Annotated in this window: 19 protein-coding genes; 13 read left to right on the top strand and 6 right to left on the bottom strand. The window is 70.5% G+C overall.

Annotated features, from left to right (window positions below; genetic code table 11):
* Positions 1-84 precede the first annotated feature (84 nt).
* The 7 genes from SOM13_RS03190 (at position 85) to lnt (ending at position 8,447) form a co-directional block, all read left to right on the top strand.
* Positions 85-1,008, top strand: a complete 924-nt coding sequence (locus SOM13_RS03190; RefSeq protein WP_320478895.1) for a hypothetical protein — start codon at positions 85-87, stop codon at positions 1,006-1,008.
* 68 nt (positions 1,009-1,076) lie between these two features.
* The gene (locus tag SOM13_RS03185) at positions 1,077-2,102 is read left to right on the top strand and encodes a WYL domain-containing protein (RefSeq protein ID WP_320478894.1); all 1,026 of its coding nucleotides are present in this window, start codon (positions 1,077-1,079) and stop codon (positions 2,100-2,102) included.
* Positions 2,095-3,081 carry a helix-turn-helix transcriptional regulator gene (locus tag SOM13_RS03180; protein ID WP_243213477.1) on the top strand — a complete coding sequence of 329 codons (987 nt, stop codon included), beginning with the start codon at positions 2,095-2,097 and terminating at the stop codon, positions 3,079-3,081. The genes SOM13_RS03185 and SOM13_RS03180 overlap by 8 nt, the downstream gene beginning before the upstream one ends.
* A gap of 79 nt (positions 3,082-3,160) precedes the next feature.
* On the top strand, positions 3,161-3,445 hold the full coding sequence (gene tatA, locus SOM13_RS03175) for a twin-arginine translocase TatA/TatE family subunit (protein ID WP_320478893.1): 285 nt from the start codon (positions 3,161-3,163) through the stop codon (positions 3,443-3,445).
* 75 nt (positions 3,446-3,520) lie between these two features.
* The gene (tatC, locus tag SOM13_RS03170) at positions 3,521-4,276 is read left to right on the top strand and encodes a twin-arginine translocase subunit TatC (RefSeq protein ID WP_243213481.1); all 756 of its coding nucleotides are present in this window, start codon (positions 3,521-3,523) and stop codon (positions 4,274-4,276) included.
* Between the two features lie 4 nt (positions 4,277-4,280).
* Positions 4,281-6,782: a DEAD/DEAH box helicase gene (locus SOM13_RS03165; protein ID WP_320478892.1), complete on the top strand. Its 2,502-nt coding sequence runs from the start codon at positions 4,281-4,283 to the stop codon at positions 6,780-6,782.
* 48 nt (positions 6,783-6,830) lie between these two features.
* The gene (lnt, locus tag SOM13_RS03160) at positions 6,831-8,447 is read left to right on the top strand and encodes an apolipoprotein N-acyltransferase (protein ID WP_320478891.1); all 1,617 of its coding nucleotides are present in this window, start codon (positions 6,831-6,833) and stop codon (positions 8,445-8,447) included.
* 12 nt (positions 8,448-8,459) lie between these two features.
* Here the strand turns inward: lnt and SOM13_RS03155 are convergent, their stop codons facing one another.
* The 4 genes from SOM13_RS03155 to SOM13_RS03140 form a co-directional block, all read right to left on the bottom strand.
* Complete coding sequence (locus tag SOM13_RS03155; RefSeq protein ID WP_192060410.1) at positions 8,460-8,825, bottom strand: RNA polymerase-binding protein RbpA; 366 nt, start codon at positions 8,823-8,825, stop codon at positions 8,460-8,462.
* A gap of 107 nt (positions 8,826-8,932) precedes the next feature.
* The gene (locus SOM13_RS03150) at positions 8,933-9,712 is read right to left on the bottom strand and encodes a glycerophosphodiester phosphodiesterase family protein (RefSeq protein WP_320478890.1); all 780 of its coding nucleotides are present in this window, start codon (positions 9,710-9,712) and stop codon (positions 8,933-8,935) included.
* Complete coding sequence (locus SOM13_RS03145; RefSeq protein ID WP_320478889.1) at positions 9,709-10,830, bottom strand: SPFH domain-containing protein; 1,122 nt, start codon at positions 10,828-10,830, stop codon at positions 9,709-9,711. The genes SOM13_RS03150 and SOM13_RS03145 overlap by 4 nt, the downstream gene beginning before the upstream one ends.
* A 3-nt stretch (positions 10,831-10,833) precedes the next feature.
* Complete coding sequence (locus tag SOM13_RS03140; RefSeq protein WP_320478888.1) at positions 10,834-11,313, bottom strand: NfeD family protein; 480 nt, start codon at positions 11,311-11,313, stop codon at positions 10,834-10,836.
* Between the two features lie 182 nt (positions 11,314-11,495).
* Between SOM13_RS03140 and SOM13_RS03135 the strand changes: the two genes are divergently transcribed.
* From SOM13_RS03135 to SOM13_RS03110, 6 genes are all read left to right on the top strand, one after another.
* Entirely contained in the window at positions 11,496-12,263 is a 768-nt protein-coding gene (locus tag SOM13_RS03135) for an SDR family oxidoreductase (RefSeq protein WP_192060413.1), read from the top strand.
* Positions 12,260-12,724, top strand: coding sequence for an NUDIX hydrolase (locus tag SOM13_RS03130; RefSeq protein WP_243213486.1), 465 nt, complete (start codon positions 12,260-12,262; stop codon positions 12,722-12,724). Before SOM13_RS03135 ends, SOM13_RS03130 begins: the two co-directional genes overlap by 4 nt.
* A 118-nt stretch (positions 12,725-12,842) precedes the next feature.
* Positions 12,843-13,346, top strand: a complete 504-nt coding sequence (locus tag SOM13_RS03125) for a hypothetical protein (RefSeq protein WP_320478887.1) — start codon at positions 12,843-12,845, stop codon at positions 13,344-13,346.
* 12 nt (positions 13,347-13,358) lie between these two features.
* A complete protein-coding gene (gene folE, locus SOM13_RS03120) occupies positions 13,359-13,952 on the top strand; it encodes a GTP cyclohydrolase I (protein ID WP_320478886.1) in 594 nt (197 codons plus the stop codon).
* Positions 13,949-14,929 (top strand): dihydropteroate synthase, encoded by a 981-nt coding sequence (folP, locus tag SOM13_RS03115; protein ID WP_320478885.1) that lies wholly within the window; start codon positions 13,949-13,951, stop codon positions 14,927-14,929. Before folE ends, folP begins: the two co-directional genes overlap by 4 nt.
* Positions 14,926-15,687, top strand: coding sequence for a pyrimidine reductase family protein (locus tag SOM13_RS03110; RefSeq protein ID WP_320478884.1), 762 nt, complete (start codon positions 14,926-14,928; stop codon positions 15,685-15,687). Before folP ends, SOM13_RS03110 begins: the two co-directional genes overlap by 4 nt.
* A 52-nt stretch (positions 15,688-15,739) precedes the next feature.
* Here SOM13_RS03110 and dhaM read toward each other — a convergent pair whose 3' ends face one another.
* Entirely contained in the window at positions 15,740-16,423 is a 684-nt protein-coding gene (dhaM, locus tag SOM13_RS03105) for a dihydroxyacetone kinase phosphoryl donor subunit DhaM (RefSeq protein ID WP_243213495.1), read from the bottom strand.
* 3 nt (positions 16,424-16,426) lie between these two features.
* Positions 16,427-17,077: a dihydroxyacetone kinase subunit DhaL gene (gene dhaL, locus SOM13_RS03100; RefSeq protein ID WP_320478883.1), complete on the bottom strand. Its 651-nt coding sequence runs from the start codon at positions 17,075-17,077 to the stop codon at positions 16,427-16,429.
* Between the last annotated feature and the right edge of the window lie 23 nt (positions 17,078-17,100).

Below are 17,100 nucleotides of genomic sequence, written 5' to 3'. Positions count from 1 at the left end.
CCTCCCACCCCGACTAGGCTGTTCCCGCATCCGCGGCCCCGGCCGCTTCCCGGCCCGCCGGCCGCCGCAACGAAATGAGTACCCGTGCGCAAGATCCCCGCACTCGTCGTGACCCTCGGCCTCGTGGCCTCCCTCTCGGCATGCGCGACCAGCGCCGCCCCCGGGTCGGCCGGCTGCCCGCCCACGGGCGACGCCGCCTCGGTCGTGACCACGACGGGTGCGTTCGGCGAGAAGCCCGAGGCGACCGTGCCGAGTCCGATCGTCACGACCGAGACCCAGGTCTCGACTGTGATCGAGGGCGATGGCGCCCGTCTGGTCGACGGCTCGCCCGTCCTCATCGACTACACGCTGTTCGACGGCAGCGCGGGCACGGAGGTCGAGAACAGCGGCTACGACGGTTCCATCGGCAACCCCGTGACCGTCGGCGGCTCGGCCCTCGCGCCCCTCGCCGACGCGTTGGAGTGCTCGACGGTCGGTTCGCGCGTGGTCGTCGCCCTGAAGGCCTCCGAGCTCCAGGCGTCGCTGTCCGGCTCGACCGCCCCCGCGAGCGACGACCCCGACGCCGCGTACATCGCCGTGGTCGACATCCGCCAGTCGTTCCTGGCCAAGGCGAACGGACGCCTCGTCCCCGGGGCCGACGGCCTGCCCGCCGTGGTGACGGCACCCGACGGCGCCCCCGGCATCACCGTCCCCGTCGCCCCGGCGCCGACCACGCAGCAGACGCACCTCGTCCGCGAAGGAGACGGGTCGCGGCTGACCGCCGACTCGACGGCGGTCGTGCAGTTCACGGCTGTGACCTGGGCGGAGCCGTCGACCGTGGCCGGGTCGACGTGGACGAACGGCGACACCGCGACGACGGTGGCGCTCGACGACGCGACGCTGCCCGCCGCGCTCCGCGACGCGCTGGTCGGTCAGACGGTCGGGTCGCAGGTCATGACGGTCGTCCCCGCCAGCGACGAGAACCCCAGCACCTACGTCTACGTCTTCGACGTCCTGGGTTCGCTCTGACCGGCACGTCGATCCACGCGCCGCGACGGCCGGGGCGCCCCACCCCGGCCGTGGCCTAGGCTCGACCCGTGTCAGCCGCCCGCGCCCCTCGCGTACCCGTCGAAGAGCGCCTCTTCAGCCTCGTCCTCGCCCTCCTCGCGACCGAGCCCGGCCTGACGAAGTCCGACATCCTCGCCACGGTCCAGGGCTATCGGCAGAAGTACTCGCCGAACGACGACAACACCGCTCTCGAGCGTCAGTTCGAGCGCGACAAAGACGACATCCGCGAGCTGGGCGTGCCGCTCGAGACCCTCGACGACCCGGCGGCGTCGGGCAACAACCAGATGCTCCGCTACCGCATACCCCGCGGCGCGTACGAGCTTCCCCTCGACATCGCCTTCTCATCGGAGGAGACCGCCCTGCTGACCCTCGCCGCCATGGTCTGGCGCGAGGGGACGCTCTCGGGGGAGAGCAGACGCGCGCTCCTCAAGCTCCGCTCGCTCGGAGGCACGGCGACCGTCCCCGGGCTCGACTACGCCCCTCGCATCCGCTCGCGAGACGCCGCCTTCGAACCGCTGCGCGACGCGCTCGACCGTGGAGTGCTCGTGCGGTTCCCCTATCTGAAGCCCGGCGAGTCCGAGGCGAGGAGGCGCGAGGTCGCTCCGTTCGCCCTCATCCAGCATCAGGGCCGCTGGATGGTCTCGTGCCTCGAGCCCGACACCGGCCGCCGGAAGACCTTCCTGCTGTCGCGCATCATCGGCCCGGTCGTCATCACCGCGATCGCCGTCGAGCGCCCCGTCGATGCGACGGCCGAGTCGGCCCTCGCGGCGCTCGACGAGGTCTGGCGCACCAGGACGGCGCTCATCCGCGTGGTCGCCGGCTCCGACGCCGAGACCAGACTGACCAAACGACGCTCGACGGTGGTCCGCGACGACTGCCTCCTCGAGATCCACTTCTCCGACGAGCAGATCGTCGCCGACGAGCTGGCGTCCTTCGGGCCCGAGGTGACCGTGCTCGAGCCCGCCTCGGTCAGGGACCTGGTGATCGCGCGGCTGCGTCGGCTCGTCGCCGTCCACACCGAGGTCCGCGCCGCCGGGGGGAGTCACCATGGCTGAGAAGAGATCCGCCCTGCACGCCACCGACAAGCTGGCCTTCCTGCTCTCCCTGGTGCCGTACCTCATCGATCGGGGGCGGGTCTCCGTCGCCGAGGCCGCCGAGCACTTCGGCGTGTCCGTCGGGGAGATCCGCCGGGCGGTCGAGCTGATCGCCGTATCCGGCGTGCCCGGCGAGACGAACCAGTACCAGCACGACGACCTCTTCGACATCGCGTGGGACGACTTCGAGCAGAACGACGTCATCGTCCTCACGCACATGGTGGCGATCGACGAGTCGCCTCGCTTCTCGGCCCGTGAGGCCGCGGCGCTGATCGCGGGTCTGCAGTACCTGTCGTCGCTTCCCGAGAACGCCGATCGCGCCGCCATCGCCACCCTGATGTCCAAGCTCGCACGGGGCGCGTCGTCCGCTCCGAGCCAGGTCGCCGTCGACCAGCGCGAGACCAGCGACGTCCTGTCCCTCGTCGAGCTGGCCGTCGCCCAGGGTCGCCAGCTCGAGTTCGACTACGCGGGGGTCCGTGACGTCGTCGAGCGGAGGCGCGTCGACCCTCTGCGGGTCGAGTCCGTCGACGCCGACTGGTACCTGCGCGGCTACGACCATCTGCGACACGCCTTGCGGACGTTCCGGCTCGACCGGATCGCCCGACCGGCCCTGACCGACGAGCCGCTCGCGCACCGCGCGTCGGACGTCGTCCTGCCGGACACCCTCTTCGAGGGGTCGCCCGACGACGAGACCGTGACGATCGACATCGATTCGGCGGCCGCGCCCCTCCTCGCCGACTACGCCCCGGACGACGTCGAGCCCCTCGACGACGGTCGCTCCCGTCTGAGAGTGCGCGTCGGCCAGTTCGGGACGGTCGCGCGACTCGTGGCGGGCCTGCCCGGCGATCCCGAGGTCGTCTCGCCGATCGCCGCCCGAGCGGCCGTCGGCGACTGGGCCTCACGGGCGCTGGCCGGCTACGACGCCGACCCGCGTTCCTGACGACCGCTCGGGCTTCAGCTCGGGGGAGTGGAGCCGGGGTTAGACTGAGACCTCCCCTGCCACGCAAGGAGAACACCTCATGCTCGGAAACCTCACCGGATTCCACCTCATCATCGTCCTCGCGATCATCCTCCTGCTGTTCGGCGCTCCCAAGCTGCCGGCGCTCGCGAAGAGCATCGCCCAGTCGATGCGCATCTTCAAGAATGAGGTCCGCGACGACGACAAGGCACCGTCCGACGACTACACCCGTCGCGACGACGCCCGCCGCGACGAGTACAGCCGACGCGACGACGCGACGGCTCGTCCGACCACCGACGGTCCGGTCGTCCGCCCGTCGCAGGGCGACCTCCCGCCGAAGTCCTGATCCGTGGCCACGACGACGACTCGTGGCCGCAGCGGCGGAGAGCAGCAGCCGAGAAGCAGGGCCAAAGACGGTCGCATGTCTCTCGGGGCGCATCTCATCGAGCTCCGCAAGCGGCTGTTCCTGGCCGCACTCGCCCTCATCGTGGCGAGCATCGCCGGGTGGTTCCTCTCGCAGTTCGTCCTCGACTTCCTGCGTGAGCCCGTGACCCGCATCGCCGAGGCCCGCTCGCGCGAGGCGACCCTGAACTACCCCGGCGTCAGCTCCAGCTTCGACCTGCGGATCCAGATCTCGGTGACGGTCGGGGTCATCATCTCGAGTCCCGTCTGGCTCTACCAGATCTGGGCCTTCATCGTCCCCGCGCTCGTGCGCCGCGAGAAGCTGTACGCCATCGGCTTCATCGGCACGGCCATCCCGCTGTTCCTCCTCGGGTGCACGAGCGGACTCTTCGTCCTTCCGCACATCGTCGAGGTCCTCACGGGTTTCGCCGCTCAGCAGGACGCCGCCATCATCGACGCGAAGCAGTACTACGACTTCGTCCTCAAACTGGTTCTCGCCGTGGGCATCGCCTTCGTCCTGCCCGTGTTCCTGGTCCTCCTGAACTTCGTGGGCGTCATCTCGGCCGTGTCGATCATCAAGGGCTGGCGGGTCGCGATCCTGCTGATCACCCTGTTCACGGCGATCGCCACCCCCGCGGCCGACGTCTTCTCCATGTTCCTCCTCGCCGTCCCGATGGTGGTCCTCTACTTCGCCGCCGCCGGCGTGGCCTGGCTGCACGATCGCCGGGTCGCGAAACGTGCGGCGGCCCTCGACGCCGAACTCGCGACAGGATGACCTCATGAGCACCGAAGCGAGCCCCGCCGAACGATTCGCCGCCTCGAAGAACAGGGTGCGCACGCCGCAGCTGCAGTCGTTCCGCTCCCGTCTCGGCTTCGCCCTCGATCCGTTCCAGATCGCCGCATGCGAGTCGGTCGAACAGGGCAACAGCGTGCTCGTGGCCGCCCCGACCGGGGCCGGCAAGACCCTCGTCGCCGAGTTCGCGATCCATCTCGCCATGCAGCAGGCCCGCGACAAGGTCTTCTACACGGCGCCGATGAAGGCGCTCAGCAACCAGAAGTTCCAAGAGCTCGTGGCCGAGTACGGTGCGTCCGAGGTCGGCCTGCTGACCGGCGACACGAACGTCAACTCCCGTGCGCGCATCGTCGTGATGACGACCGAGGTGCTCCGCAACATGATCTACGCGGGGTCCGAGATGCTCGACGACCTCCGCTACGTCGTGCTCGACGAGGTGCACTTCCTGGCCGACCGGTTCCGGGGCGCCGTCTGGGAGGAGGTCATCATCCACCTCCCGCTCGACGTCCGTCTCGTGTCCCTGAGCGCGACGGTCTCGAACGCCGAGGAGTTCGGCGACTGGCTGCAGACGGTGCGGGGAGGCACCGACGTCATCGTCTCGGAAGACCGCCCCGTGCCCCTCGACCAGCACGTCCTGGTCGGCGGCAAGTTCCTCGACCTCTTCGACTCGAGCGGCCAGGCGGCCACGAACCGCGTCAACCCCGAGCTGCTGCGGGCCACATCCCTCTCGCGCAAGGGCGGGTCGGGTCGTCGAGGCGACGGCGGTTCGAGGCGTGGGCCGCGGGGCCATGTGATGGCCCCCATCCAGCAGGCTCAGGGCCGACTCGACCGCTGGAAGATCGTCGAGATGCTCGACGACCAGAATCTGCTGCCGGCCATCTTCTTCGTCTTCAGCCGGGTGGGCTGCGATCAGGCGGTCAAGCAGGTCCTCCGATCCGGCATCCGACTGACGACCGCCGATCAACGCCAGGAGATCCGCGAGATCGTCGAGGCCCGGTGCCGCACGCTCCGCGACGAGGACCTCGCCGTGCTCGGCTACTGGCAGTGGCTCGACGGACTCGAACGCGGAGTGGCGGCGCACCACGCCGGTCTGCTCCCGGCGTTCAAGGAGGTCGTCGAAGAGCTCTTCCAGAAGAAGCTGGTCAAGGTCGTCTTCGCGACGGAGACCCTCGCCCTCGGCATCAACATGCCCGCCCGCACGGTCGTTCTCGAGAAGCTCGAGAAGTTCAACGGCGAGGCCAGGGTCCCGATCACCCCGGGGGAGTACACGCAGCTCACGGGGCGTGCCGGTCGCCGCGGCATCGACGTCGAGGGCCATTCGCTCATCCAGTGGCAGCAGGGGCTCGACCCGCAGGCGGTCGCCTCCCTCGCATCGCGGCGCACGTACCCGATGAACTCCAGCTTCCGCCCGACGTACAACATGGCGGTCAACCTCATCGAGCAGTTCGGCCGTTCACGCACCCGTGAGGTGCTCGAGACCTCGTTCGCGCAGTTCCAGGCCGACCGCTCGGTCGTCGATCTCGCCCGCAAGGTGCGCACGCAGCAGGCGAGTCTCGACGGCTACGCCGCGAGCATGGAGTGCCACCTCGGCGACTTCCGCCAGTACACGCTCATCCGTCGCGAGCTGGGCGACCTCGAGAAGCAGGGCGCGGCGCGGGCCGACGCCCAGTCGCGCAGCGAGCACGAGAAGCGTCAGCGCCGGCTGGGCGACCTGCGGCGTGAGATGCGTCAGCACCCGTGCCACGCCTGTCCCGATCGCGAGCAGCACGCCCGGTGGTCCGAGCGGTGGTTCAAGCTCAAGAAGCAGACCGATCAGCTGTCGGCGCAGATCCGCAGCCGCACGGGTGCGGTGGCGAAGGTCTTCGACCGGGTGACCGACGTGCTGCTCGACCGGGGGTATCTCGTGCCCCGCGCCTCCTCGGAGTCCCGTCCGGCGTCGTCCCGAGGAGGCACGGGTCGGCTCCCTGCGACCGTCGAGGTGGACGTCGCCCCGGCCGGGCGCACCCTTCGGCGCATCTACGGCGATCGCGACCTCCTGGTGGCCGAGAGCCTGCGACTCGGTCTCTGGAACATGCTCGACGTCCCCTCCCTGGCCGCGATGGCCGCCACGCTCGTCTACGAGCCGAGGCGTGACGAGGGGCAGCTCGCCGAGCGGTTCCTCCCGCGGGGCGAGTACCGCACGGCACTCGACGAGACGCAGAAGCTCTGGGCCGAGCTCGACGACCTCGAGCAGGAGCACCGGCTCCCGGGCAGCATCCCCCCGGCCCCCGGCCTCGCGCTGGCGATGCACCGGTGGGCACGGGGCGCCAGTCTCGACAGCGTCCTCGAAGACGCCGAACTGGCGGCCGGCGACTTCGTCCGCTGGACGAAGCAGACGATCGACCTCCTCGACCAGCTGTCGGTGGTGGCCGATCTGCCGGTCGGTCCGACGGCGCGGCAGGCCCTCGACGCCGTCCGGCGCGGCATCGTCGCCTACTCGGCGGTCTGACGGCGACCGGCGGAGGGGTTCCCAGCCGGGTCGACCTAGAATCCTCAGGTGCCCTCCCGTGTGACCGAGCTCCGTCTGCCCCTCTGGTTGGCCCTCGTCGTGGCCCTGTTCGCCGGGCCCGTCCTCGACGCGGGGTTCCCCGACGGCGACGTCTGGCCGCTTACCTTCGTCGGCATCGGCCTGGTGCTCGTCGCGCTGAGGGGCCGCCGAGCCGGCAGCGCGTTCCTCGTCGGGCTGGTCGCGGGGCTGTCGTTCTATCTCATCCACATCCAGTGGGCCACGCTCTTCCTCGGCGTGGTGCCGTGGGCGGCGCTGGCGGGTCTCGAGGCGCTGTTCTTCGCCGGGGGAGCCGTGCTCATCACCCTGGCCTACCGCTGGGTGCCCGTCGTCTGGCCCGGCACCCTCGGGCGCGCGCTGCTGCTGCCCGTCGTCGTGGCCGGGCTGTGGACCCTCCGCGAGTTCATCGCCGGCAACTGGCCCTACGGCGGCTTCGCCTGGGGCAGGGTCGCCCTGAGCCAGTCCGAGAGCCCGTTCAAGGGTCTCGTCGCCTATCTCGGCATCTCGGGCCTGAGCTTCCTGATGGTCGCCGTCGTCGCCGTCCTGATCGAACTGGCGCTGCTCAGCACCATCCGGGGTTCGACGCGGGTCCTGGCCGGTGCCATCGTGATCGCGGCGGCGCTGGCCGTCCCGGCATGGCCGACCTTCACCGACGGCACGGCGACGATCGCGGGTGTCCAGGGCAACGGCAAGGCCGGCTACTTCGACTCGGCCGATCGCGCCTACGGCGACCTGACCGACTCGCAGGTGCTGGCGATGCAGGGGCTCGACCCCGCCGCGAACGACCTCGATCTGATCGTCTGGCCCGAGGGCGGCAGCGACCGCGATCCGACCCGGGACGAGTTCGGCCGCTATGTCTTCGACGCCATCAACCGGGGCTACGGCGCACCGCTCCTGTCGGGTGTCATCACCGAGAGCCCCGACGGCGAGACCACGTACAACTCGTCGATCCTGTGGGACGACGGCGAGGTCGTCGGCCAGTACGACAAGAAGCACCCGGTGCCGTTCGGCGAGTACGTGCCCGATCGCGCCTTCTGGCGTCCGTTCGCACCCGAGCTGATCGACCTGATCGGCCGCGACTACACGCCGGGCACGCGCGACGAGGCGATCGATGTGGGCGACTTCGTGGCGGGCATCTCCATCTGCTTCGACATCGTGGACGACCAGCTGATCACGAACATGATGGATCAGGGCGCCCAGGTCATCGTCGCGCAGACCAACAACGCCGACTTCGGGTCGAGACCCGGGCAGACCGACGAGAACGAGCAGCAGCTCGCCATCGCCAAGATGCGGGCCATCCAGACGGCCCGATCGGTCGTCAACGTGTCGACCGTCGCCTCCACCCGGGTCATCGACGCCCACGGCGACGTCGTCGACGGAACGCGCGACTACGAGCCGGGCACGATGGTCACCACGGTCGATCTGGGCACGGGCACGACCCCTGCCGTCGTCGCGAGCCGGGCGATCGAACTGCTCGTGTCGTTCTTCGGCCTCGCCACGCTCCTGATGGCCGGTCTGTGGAGGGGCCGACGCCGGGCCGCCCGTGACACCGCGAACGGCCCCGTCACCACGATCCGTGGCGGTGACGGGGCCGTCCTGGTGCGCTGACCGGGCTGCGGCTCAGGCGCCGATCTTCACCTGACCCTTGCGGGCCCGGAGGAAGTCGAGCCGCTCCTGCAGCAGCTCCTCGAGCTCGTCGCGCGTGCGACGCTCGAGCAGCATGTCCCAGTGCGACCTCGGAACCTTCACGTCGGCCTCGTCGATCTCGACGAGCTTCCCGTCGGCAGTCAGAAGACGCCCCTCCAGGCCGCTCTTCGGCGACTGCCAGATGTCGGGGATGTCCGCATCGGCGGCGAACACCATCTCGAACGTCGTGCCGTCGGTCGTCTGGTAGACGGCCTTCTTGCGGGGCGAGAATTCGACGCCCTCTTCGCTCTGCAGGCTCTGACTACCCAGTCTCATACCGCGCAAACTGCGATCTGCCATTGTGTGGTCTCCTCTCGCGGTGCAATCTCCCGTTGTAACCCGGAATTCGGTGCGGTTGTTTCGCCCGACGGCCTTTCACAGTGCCTTCACAGTGCGGAGATGCCTGGTCAACGCAGTTCTTCGAGTGCCAGATCCACCCGATCGGTGACGATCCCGGCGACCCCGAGCGCGACGAGGCGGTGCATGTCCGTGGGGTCGTCGACCGTCCAGACATGGGTCTCGACCCCGACCGAGGCGAGGTCCGCGACCCGCCGGGCGGTCACGATCGTGACCGGCCCTCGCCGTTCGGGCACCTGGATCGCCCCGCAGCCCGCGAGCACCGTGGCGAGCAGACGGCGTCGGACGGATCGGAGGGGGATCACCCCGATCAGGACGGCCGAGACGACGAGACGAGACGAGGCCGAGGTGGCGACACCCGGCAGCCCGGCCACCGTGCGGGCGCGGCGCGACTGGTCGAACGACGTCACCAGAACGCGATCGACGGCACCGGCCCGGCGGATGGCCTGGATGGTCGGCTCGACGGCGTCGTCCGACTTCACGTCGATGTTGAAACGCGTCTCGGGGAACGCGTCGAGCGCCTCGACGAGGGAGGGCATGGTCTGGTCGTCGGGCAGGCGGATGCTGGAGACCTCCGACCAGTCGAGGTCGAGGAGGCGCTGGTCGCGACCTGCGAGTCGTCGCAGGTCGGCGTCGTGGCTGATGACCGCGACCCCGTCGCGCGTGGCGTGCACGTCGGTCTCGAGGTAGTCGGCGCCGATGGCGATCGCCTGCGCGAACGCGAGCATGGTGTTCTCGGGCGCCGTGGTGTGCAGTCCGCGATGGGCGAGCAGGCGGGGCGTCTCGGGGTCGAACCACCGGGTGGGGCGATCAGCCGCGTGCGTCGTCACGGTCGGTCGCTCGGGGGAGTCGCCGACCCGTCGTCCGATCCGTTCGGGGCGGCGGTCGGGCCGTCGGCCGATCCGCTCGCCGGGTCGACGGAGCCGGGCTCGGTCACGGTCGGGAATCCGAGGTCGGGTTCCGATCCGAGGTCGACCGTGCTCGCCAGATCGGGTGTGGCGTCCATGTCCGCCACCGACGGCCCCGGTCGGGGCACCCAGCCCGGTGCGTCGGGGTTCTTGGGAGCGAAGAAGCCCGAGCCGATGCCCTTCAGGGCCTCGGTCAGCTCGCTCGGGATGATCCAGAGCTTGTTCGCCGACCCGTCGGCCAGCTTCGGGAGGGTCTGCAGGTACTGATAGGCCAGCAGCTTGGGGTCGGGATCGCCGGCGTGGATGGCGTTGAAGACGGTCTGGATCGCCTCCGCCTCGCCCTGGGCTCGGAGCACCTGCGCCTTCGCATCGCCCTCGGCTCGGAGGATCGCCGACTGACGCATGCCCTCGGCCTCGAGGATCTGCGACTGCTTCGTCCCCTCGGCCGTGAGGATGGCTGCACGTCGGTTCCGCTCGGCGCGCATCTGCTGCTCCATCGAGTCCTGGATCGACAGGGGCGGATCGATGGCCTTGAGCTCGACGCGGCCGACCCGGATGCCCCATTTGCCGGTGGCCTCGTCGAGGACCACCCTCAGCTGCCCGTTGATGTTGTCGCGACTGGTCAGCGCCTCCTCGAGGTTCAGACCGCCGACGACGTTCCGGAGGGTCGTCGTGGTGAGCTGCTCGACGGCCCCGAGGTAGTTGGCGATCTCGTAGGTGGCCGCGCGGGCGTCGGTCACCTGGAAGTACACGACGGTGTCGATCGACACCACCAGGTTGTCTTCCGTGATGACCGGCTGGGGCGGGAACGACACCACCTGCTCGCGCATGTCGATCAGCGGCCGGACGCGGTCGATGAACGGCACGAGCAGATTCAGACCCGGGTTGAGCGTCTTGTGATAGCGGCCGAGTCGTTCGACGACACCGGCGCTGGCCTGGGGGATGATCCGCACGGCCCGGAAGAGCACGACCAGGACGAGCACGACGATGATGGCGACCACCACGATCGTGGCGACGGTGGCGGGGGTGACGGAATCCATGGGCTAGTCCCTTCGCACGGGGACGACGAGAGCGGTCGACCCCTGGATGGCGGTCACGACGACCGGCGCGCCGGTGTCGAGAGGTGTGATGGACTCGCCCGGCATCGGGGGAGTCGTGAGCAGTCGGGCGGTCCACGTGTCGCCGTTGGTCAGCTTGACCTGCCCGGCGTCGAGCCCGATGGGCACGACGACCGTGCCGTGCAGCCCGAGCAGGGCCTCGATGTTGCTCGGCGTCGGATCCCCGCCCTTCTTCAGCGCCTTGAGCAGAGCCGGCCGCACGGTGAAGAGCAGGAGGACGGCGACGATGCCGCCGGTGACGATCTGCAGCCACCACGGTGCGCCGAGCAGACCGGAGACGAGTCCGCCGCCGCTCCCGATGGCGAGCATGAGGAACGTGAGCTCGAGGGTGGTGACCTCGATCACCACGAAGAGGAGGATCAGCGCGATCCAGATGATCCATGCGTACTGGGCGACGACTTCCATCCCCGAACCTCCCTCAGTTCCCCTGTTATGGAAAAGTATCACCTCCCACCGACGTCGAGTAGGTGCTTGGTAGTCTCGGGGCTGGTCCTCAGCGAGGCGCGCTCCGTCGAGATCGACGTCGCACCTCCTCGGCGCCCCGCAGCATCCGCACCCCGTTCCGCCCGCTCAGTCAGGAGTACGCCTTGTCCAACCCCCTCGCCGCCGGCTCGTTGTCCGGCGCCCGTGCCCTCGTCACCGGTTCATCGCGCGGCATCGGCGCCGACACGATCGCGTACCTGGCCGAGGCCGGTGCCAAGGTCGTCGTCAACTACCGCAATAAAGAGCGCCGGGCGCTGCAGCTCGTCGACAAGATCGAGGCCGCCGGCGGAGAGGCCATCGCGATCGGGGCCGACCTCACCGATCCCGAGAGCGTCCGGGGCATGTTCGCCACGGTGGGCGAGCGCTTCGGCGGGCTCGACATCCTCGTGATGAACGCCTCCGGCGGCATGGAGAGCGGCATGGCCGAGGACTACGCCCTCAAGCTCAACCGCGACGCCCAGGTGGAGCTGCTGACCGCCGCGCTGCCGCTGCTGGCCCCGGGTTCGCGGGTCGTCTTCGTCACCAGCCACCAGGCGCACTTCATCGAGACGACCGAGACGATGCCCGAGTACCTGCCCGTCGCCCTCAGCAAGCGGGCCGGCGAAGACGCCCTGCGCGCGATGATCCCGCAGCTCGAGGCGGCCGGCGTCGAGTTCGTCGTGGTCTCCGGCGACATGATCGAGGGCACCATCACGGCGACCCTCCTCGAGCGCTCGAACCCAGGCGCCATCTCGTCGCGCAAGGAGAGCGCCGGCAAGCTGTACAACGTCGCCGAGTTCGCGGCGGAGGTCGCATCTGCGGCCGTCGACCCGGTGCCGACCGATCACACCCGTTATGTCGGAGACACGAGCGACTTCGCGCCCCTGTCATGACCGAGCGGGTCGTCCGGGCGACGTCTCGGTTGATAGTCGTCGACGACGACGGCCGGGTCCTGCTCATGCTGACCAAGGCCCCCGACACCAGCGGCGTCGCCCGCTGGATCACACCCGGCGGGGGAGTCGACCCGGGTGAGACCCAGGCCGAAGCGGCCATCCGGGAGCTCCGCGAGGAGACCGGTCAGATCATCACCGACCCGGGCGACGTCGTGTACGTCGAGGACTTCGTCGTCCCGTGGGACGACGCTGATCACACGCACGGTCACGCCGAGTTCTTCATCGTCAGACTGCCGCATTTCGAGATCGACGACGCCGGCTGGACGGACGACGAACGCGTCGACATCCTCGAGTCGCGCTGGTTCACGATCGACGAGCTCGACGAGCTCGACGGACTCGACGCGGCCGACGACGCCGTCGAACCGGCGGCGCTCGTGCCGCTGCTGCGCCGCATCCTCTGAGTCGTTCCTCGACCGAGACCCCTTCTCGGCCGACTCAGCAGTGCGCTGATAATGCACATTATGTCAGCTTGCCGATCTCGAGCACCCCTCTCGCGCCTCCTCGGTGTTGGCTCGACGCATGACCAGCGCACCCCATGCACGCGACGCACACGACGACGAGCGAGACGGCCCCGACGGTCGGCACCGCCGACCGGAGGGCCTCGACGACGCGACCGTCGACGCCCTCGGCGAACTCTCGGCGGCCCTCGAGGTCGTCGAGCAGGCCCGAGGATTCCTCTACGGATTCCACCGGCTGACCGGCAAGGCCGACCTGGCCCTCGGCGACGCCGTCGAGAAGCTGCGGGCGGCCGGGCACGGCGAGATCGCCGACCGGCTCGACCGGGAGCTGATCGGCCGCAACGTGATCGACGGGCGATGGACCTTCCAGATCGTCGAGGACTACGACGACGGCTACTACGCGCTGTTCCGCGAGAGCGAGAAGAACGCTCGTGATTCTCTCGCCGGCGGCAGGAGACATCTGTTCGAGGCGGAGATGAAGGAGGCGCGGCGCACGCCGGGCCATCGCCACCATGCAGCGCTCCCCCACGACCCCGACGACGGGGAACCCCACGGTCCCGCCTGAGATGATGTCGGCATGACGCCGATCGATCAGCCCCGAATCGAGGCCGCCGTCCGCGAGCTGCTGGCCGCCGTCGGCGAGGACCTCGCCCGCCCCGGCCTGGAGGCCACGCCGCGGCGCGTCGCCGAGTCGTACGCCGAGTTCTTCTCCGGTGTCGGGGTGGATGCCGCGCAGGTCGTCCGCGACAGCGTGGTGCCCGCCGAAGCCGATCAGTCGGGCGAGCTCGTGATCGTCCGCGACATCCGCTTCCGCTCGATGTGCGAGCACCATCTGCTCCCCTTCGTGGGCGTCGCCCACATCGCCTACGTGCCCGGGCGCGAGATCGTCGGGTTGGGGGCGCTCCCCCGCCTGGTCGACACCGTGGCGTCGCGCGCCCAGCTGCAGGAGCGACTCGGCGAGGAGATCGCGCAGGCGTTGAGCGACGGCGCCGAACCGACCGGGGTGCTCGTCGTGCTCGACGCCGCGCACGGCTGCGTCACCACCCGCGGGCCGCGCCAGAGCGACAGCAGCACGGTGACCCTGGCGAGCCGGGGCTCGCTGACCGGCCCCGCGGCGAGGGAGGAGGCGATGGCGCTGATCGGCGCCCCGCACGACGGGCGCTCGGCGTGACGACGTCGCGCGACCGGTGGGTCGAGGGCTCTACGGCCCCCTTCCTCCCCCCGCTGCACTCCCCCGTGCGACGGATCGGCCGGCGCACGTTCGACTTCTCCCGCCAGGTCGCGGTGATGGCGATCGTGAACCGCACCCCCGACTCGTTCTTCGACCAGGGCGCCACCTTCGCCCTCGACCAGGCCGTCGCGGCCGCCGTCCGGGCCGCCGACGACGGCGCCGACTGGGTCGACATCGGCGGCGTGCCGTTCGCGCCCGGGCCCGAACTGCCCGCTGCGGAGGAGCTCGAACGAGTCCTCCCCGTGGTCGAGGCCCTGGCCGCGCGCTCCGACGTCGTCGTCTCGGTCGACACCTTCCGGGCCGACGTCGCCGAGGCGGTCATCGCGGCCGGAGCCGGGGTGATCAACGACACCACGGGGCTGCACGACCCGCGGCTGGCCGACGTCGTCGCCGACAGCGACGCGACGCTCGTGATCACCCACAGTCTGGCCGCACCGCGCCGTCCCCACCCGAGTCCGCACTACGACGACGTGACCGTCGAGGTGATCGACTTCCTCCGCCGGCGGGTCGACCTCGCCCTCGAGCACGGCGTCCCCCTCGAGCGCATCGTCGTCGACCCGGGCCACGATCTGAACAAGACGACACGGCACACCCTCGAGGTGACGCGCCGACTCGCCGAGGTCGCGGCTCTCGGCCACCCCGTGCTCGCCGCCGTGTCGAACAAGGACTTCGTCGGCGAATCGCTCGGGCGAGAGAAGCCCGACCGCCTGCCGGGTTCGTTGGCCGCGGCGACGGTGAGCATCATGCTCGGCGCCCGCATCGTCCGCATGCACGACGTCAGAGCGGCCGTCGACGCCGTCCGCATGGTCGAGGCCATCGCGGGCTGGCGCGAGCCCGTCCGCGAGGTGCACAACCTGGGCCCCGAGTCCGCTCCTCGACCCGATGAGGTCTCCGACGCCGAGGAGGCGCGCTCATGACCTCCCCGATCCTCACGAGGGTGCTCCCCGGCCCTCCCGAGCCGCTCGATCACGAGGCGCTCGTGGCGCTCCTCTCCCCCATCGACCGGAGCATCCCGCGGGTCGGCGCGAACGCCGTGTCCAGCATCGACGGCTCGGCCAGCGTCGACGGCCTGTCGGGGGGTCTCGGCGGGCCGGCCGATCTGCTCGTCTTCGATCTGCTCCGTCGTGTGTGCGATGTCGTGGTGGTCGGCGCGGGAACCGTGCGCTCCGAGGGGTACGGCGCGATGCGTCTGCACGACGACGACGTGGCCTGGCGCCGGTCGCACGACCTGCCCGATCACCCGGTGTTCGCGATCGTGTCAGGTTCCCTCGACCTCGATCCGTCGAGCGCCGTCTTCGCCGAGGCCCCGGTGCGCCCCCTCGTTGTCACGACGGAGTCCTCCCCGCGCGACGCGAGGTCGCGACTCGAGGGCGTGGCCGACGTGGTGGTCTGCGGTGCGGACCGGGTCGACCCGCGCCTCCTCGTGGCCCTGCTCGTCGAGAGGGGTCTGCCGCAGATCCACACCGAGGGCGGCCCGAGTCTGCTCGGCGACCTCGTCGATGCCGATCTGCTCGACGAGCTCAACGTGACCGTGTCGCCGGCGCTCGTGGCCGGCGAGGGCCCGCGCATCGTCTCCGGCTCCGGCGCGGGGGCGGTCCGCGGGATGACCCTCGATCACCTGCTCGCCTCCGAGGATGTGCTGCTGGCCAGGTACTCGCGCCGCCGTCCGACCTGAAGGAGGCGCGCCCCGGTTCTCGGGACGCGCCTCCTCGATCGCCCTCCCCGGGTCAGGCCCTCTCGCCGAACCCGTCGTCGATGAGTGCGATCAGCTCGTCGACCGCCGCCTCCGCGTCGGGTCCCGTGGCCATGATCGCGACGGTCGACCCCGCACCGACGTTCAGACCCATGATGCGGAGCAGGCTCTTGGCGTCGACGCCGTTGACGGTGATGTCGGCCTGGAAGGCGGACGCGTGCTTGACCAGCTCGGCCGCGGGGCGGGCGTGCAGCCCCGAGGTGTTGACGATGGTCGTCGACCGCTCGACGGCGTCGCCGCCACGCAGATCGCGTTCGTCGGCGTGGACGTCGGCGATCCCGGTCGCGCCGGACGCCGCGGCGGCCACCTGCGCGAGGTCTCCCCCGGTCTCGGCGGCCACCGCGGCGGCCACCGCACCCTCGACGAGCGGTGCGTCGGCGATGACCACGCGCTCCTTCTCGGCATCGTCGAGGAAGTCGACGACCGTCTCGGAGGTGAGGATGGCCGAGCCGAGGTCGCAGAGCAGGACGGCTCCGCCGCCGGCCGAGGCCGTCGTCAGGGCGGCCGAGATGCGGTCGAAGCTCGTGCCGATCCCGCCCTCGTCGGTGCCGCCGGCGGCGACGAGCGTGGTCGACGGGGCCATCTGCCTCGCCAGCTCGACGACCCCCTCGGCGATCTTGGCGCTGTGCGAGACGATGACGATTCCGATGGTGGGCATGCTCTACGACTCCTTGTTCGATCCGGCCGCCGTGTCGGCGGCCGCGGTGATGATGAGGGACGACGACTGGGCTCCCGGGTCGCGATGCCCGATGGCGCGGTCGCCGAGGTAGCTCGCCCGTCCCTTGCGGGCGACGAGCGGCTCGGTCGCGGCGGCGCCCTCGGCGGCGGCGTCGGCCGCGGCCCGGAGGACGTCCGCCGGAGGGGCGCCGCTCCCGGCTGCCGCGGCGGCCGCGTCGACGGCCGGGGTCCAGGCGTCGACCATGGTCTTGTCGCCCGTCTCCGCCTTGCCGCGGAGGACCACGCCGTCGCGCGCCGCGGTCAGCAGGGCGACGACCGCTCGGGCGTCCAGCTCGGACGCGTCGCCCAGGGCCGCCGCTCCCTTGAGGTAGGCCGTCCCGAGAAGCGGGCCGGCCGCTCCCCCGACGGTCGAGATGAGGGTGGTGGCGACGAGCTTGACGAGAGTCGCCGGCGTCGCGTCGTCGGGCGTCTGGCCGATGCGCTCCCGGACGGCGGCGAATCCGCGGGCGAGGTTCTCGCCGTGGTCGCCGTCGCCGATCTGGCGGTCGAGTTCGCTCAGGGTGTGCCGCTCGGTCGTCAGCACCTCCGCCGTCCGTTCGATCCAGGCGCGCACCCAGGTGGAGTCCAGTGTCATTCGGTGTTCCTCTCGTGGTCGGT

Origin of the sequence: Frigoribacterium sp. CFBP9030, assembly GCF_034045195.1 — a bacterium.
Classification (GTDB): domain Bacteria; phylum Actinomycetota; class Actinomycetes; order Actinomycetales; family Microbacteriaceae; genus Frigoribacterium.
This window is presented reverse-complemented; position numbering and strand designations above follow the sequence as displayed.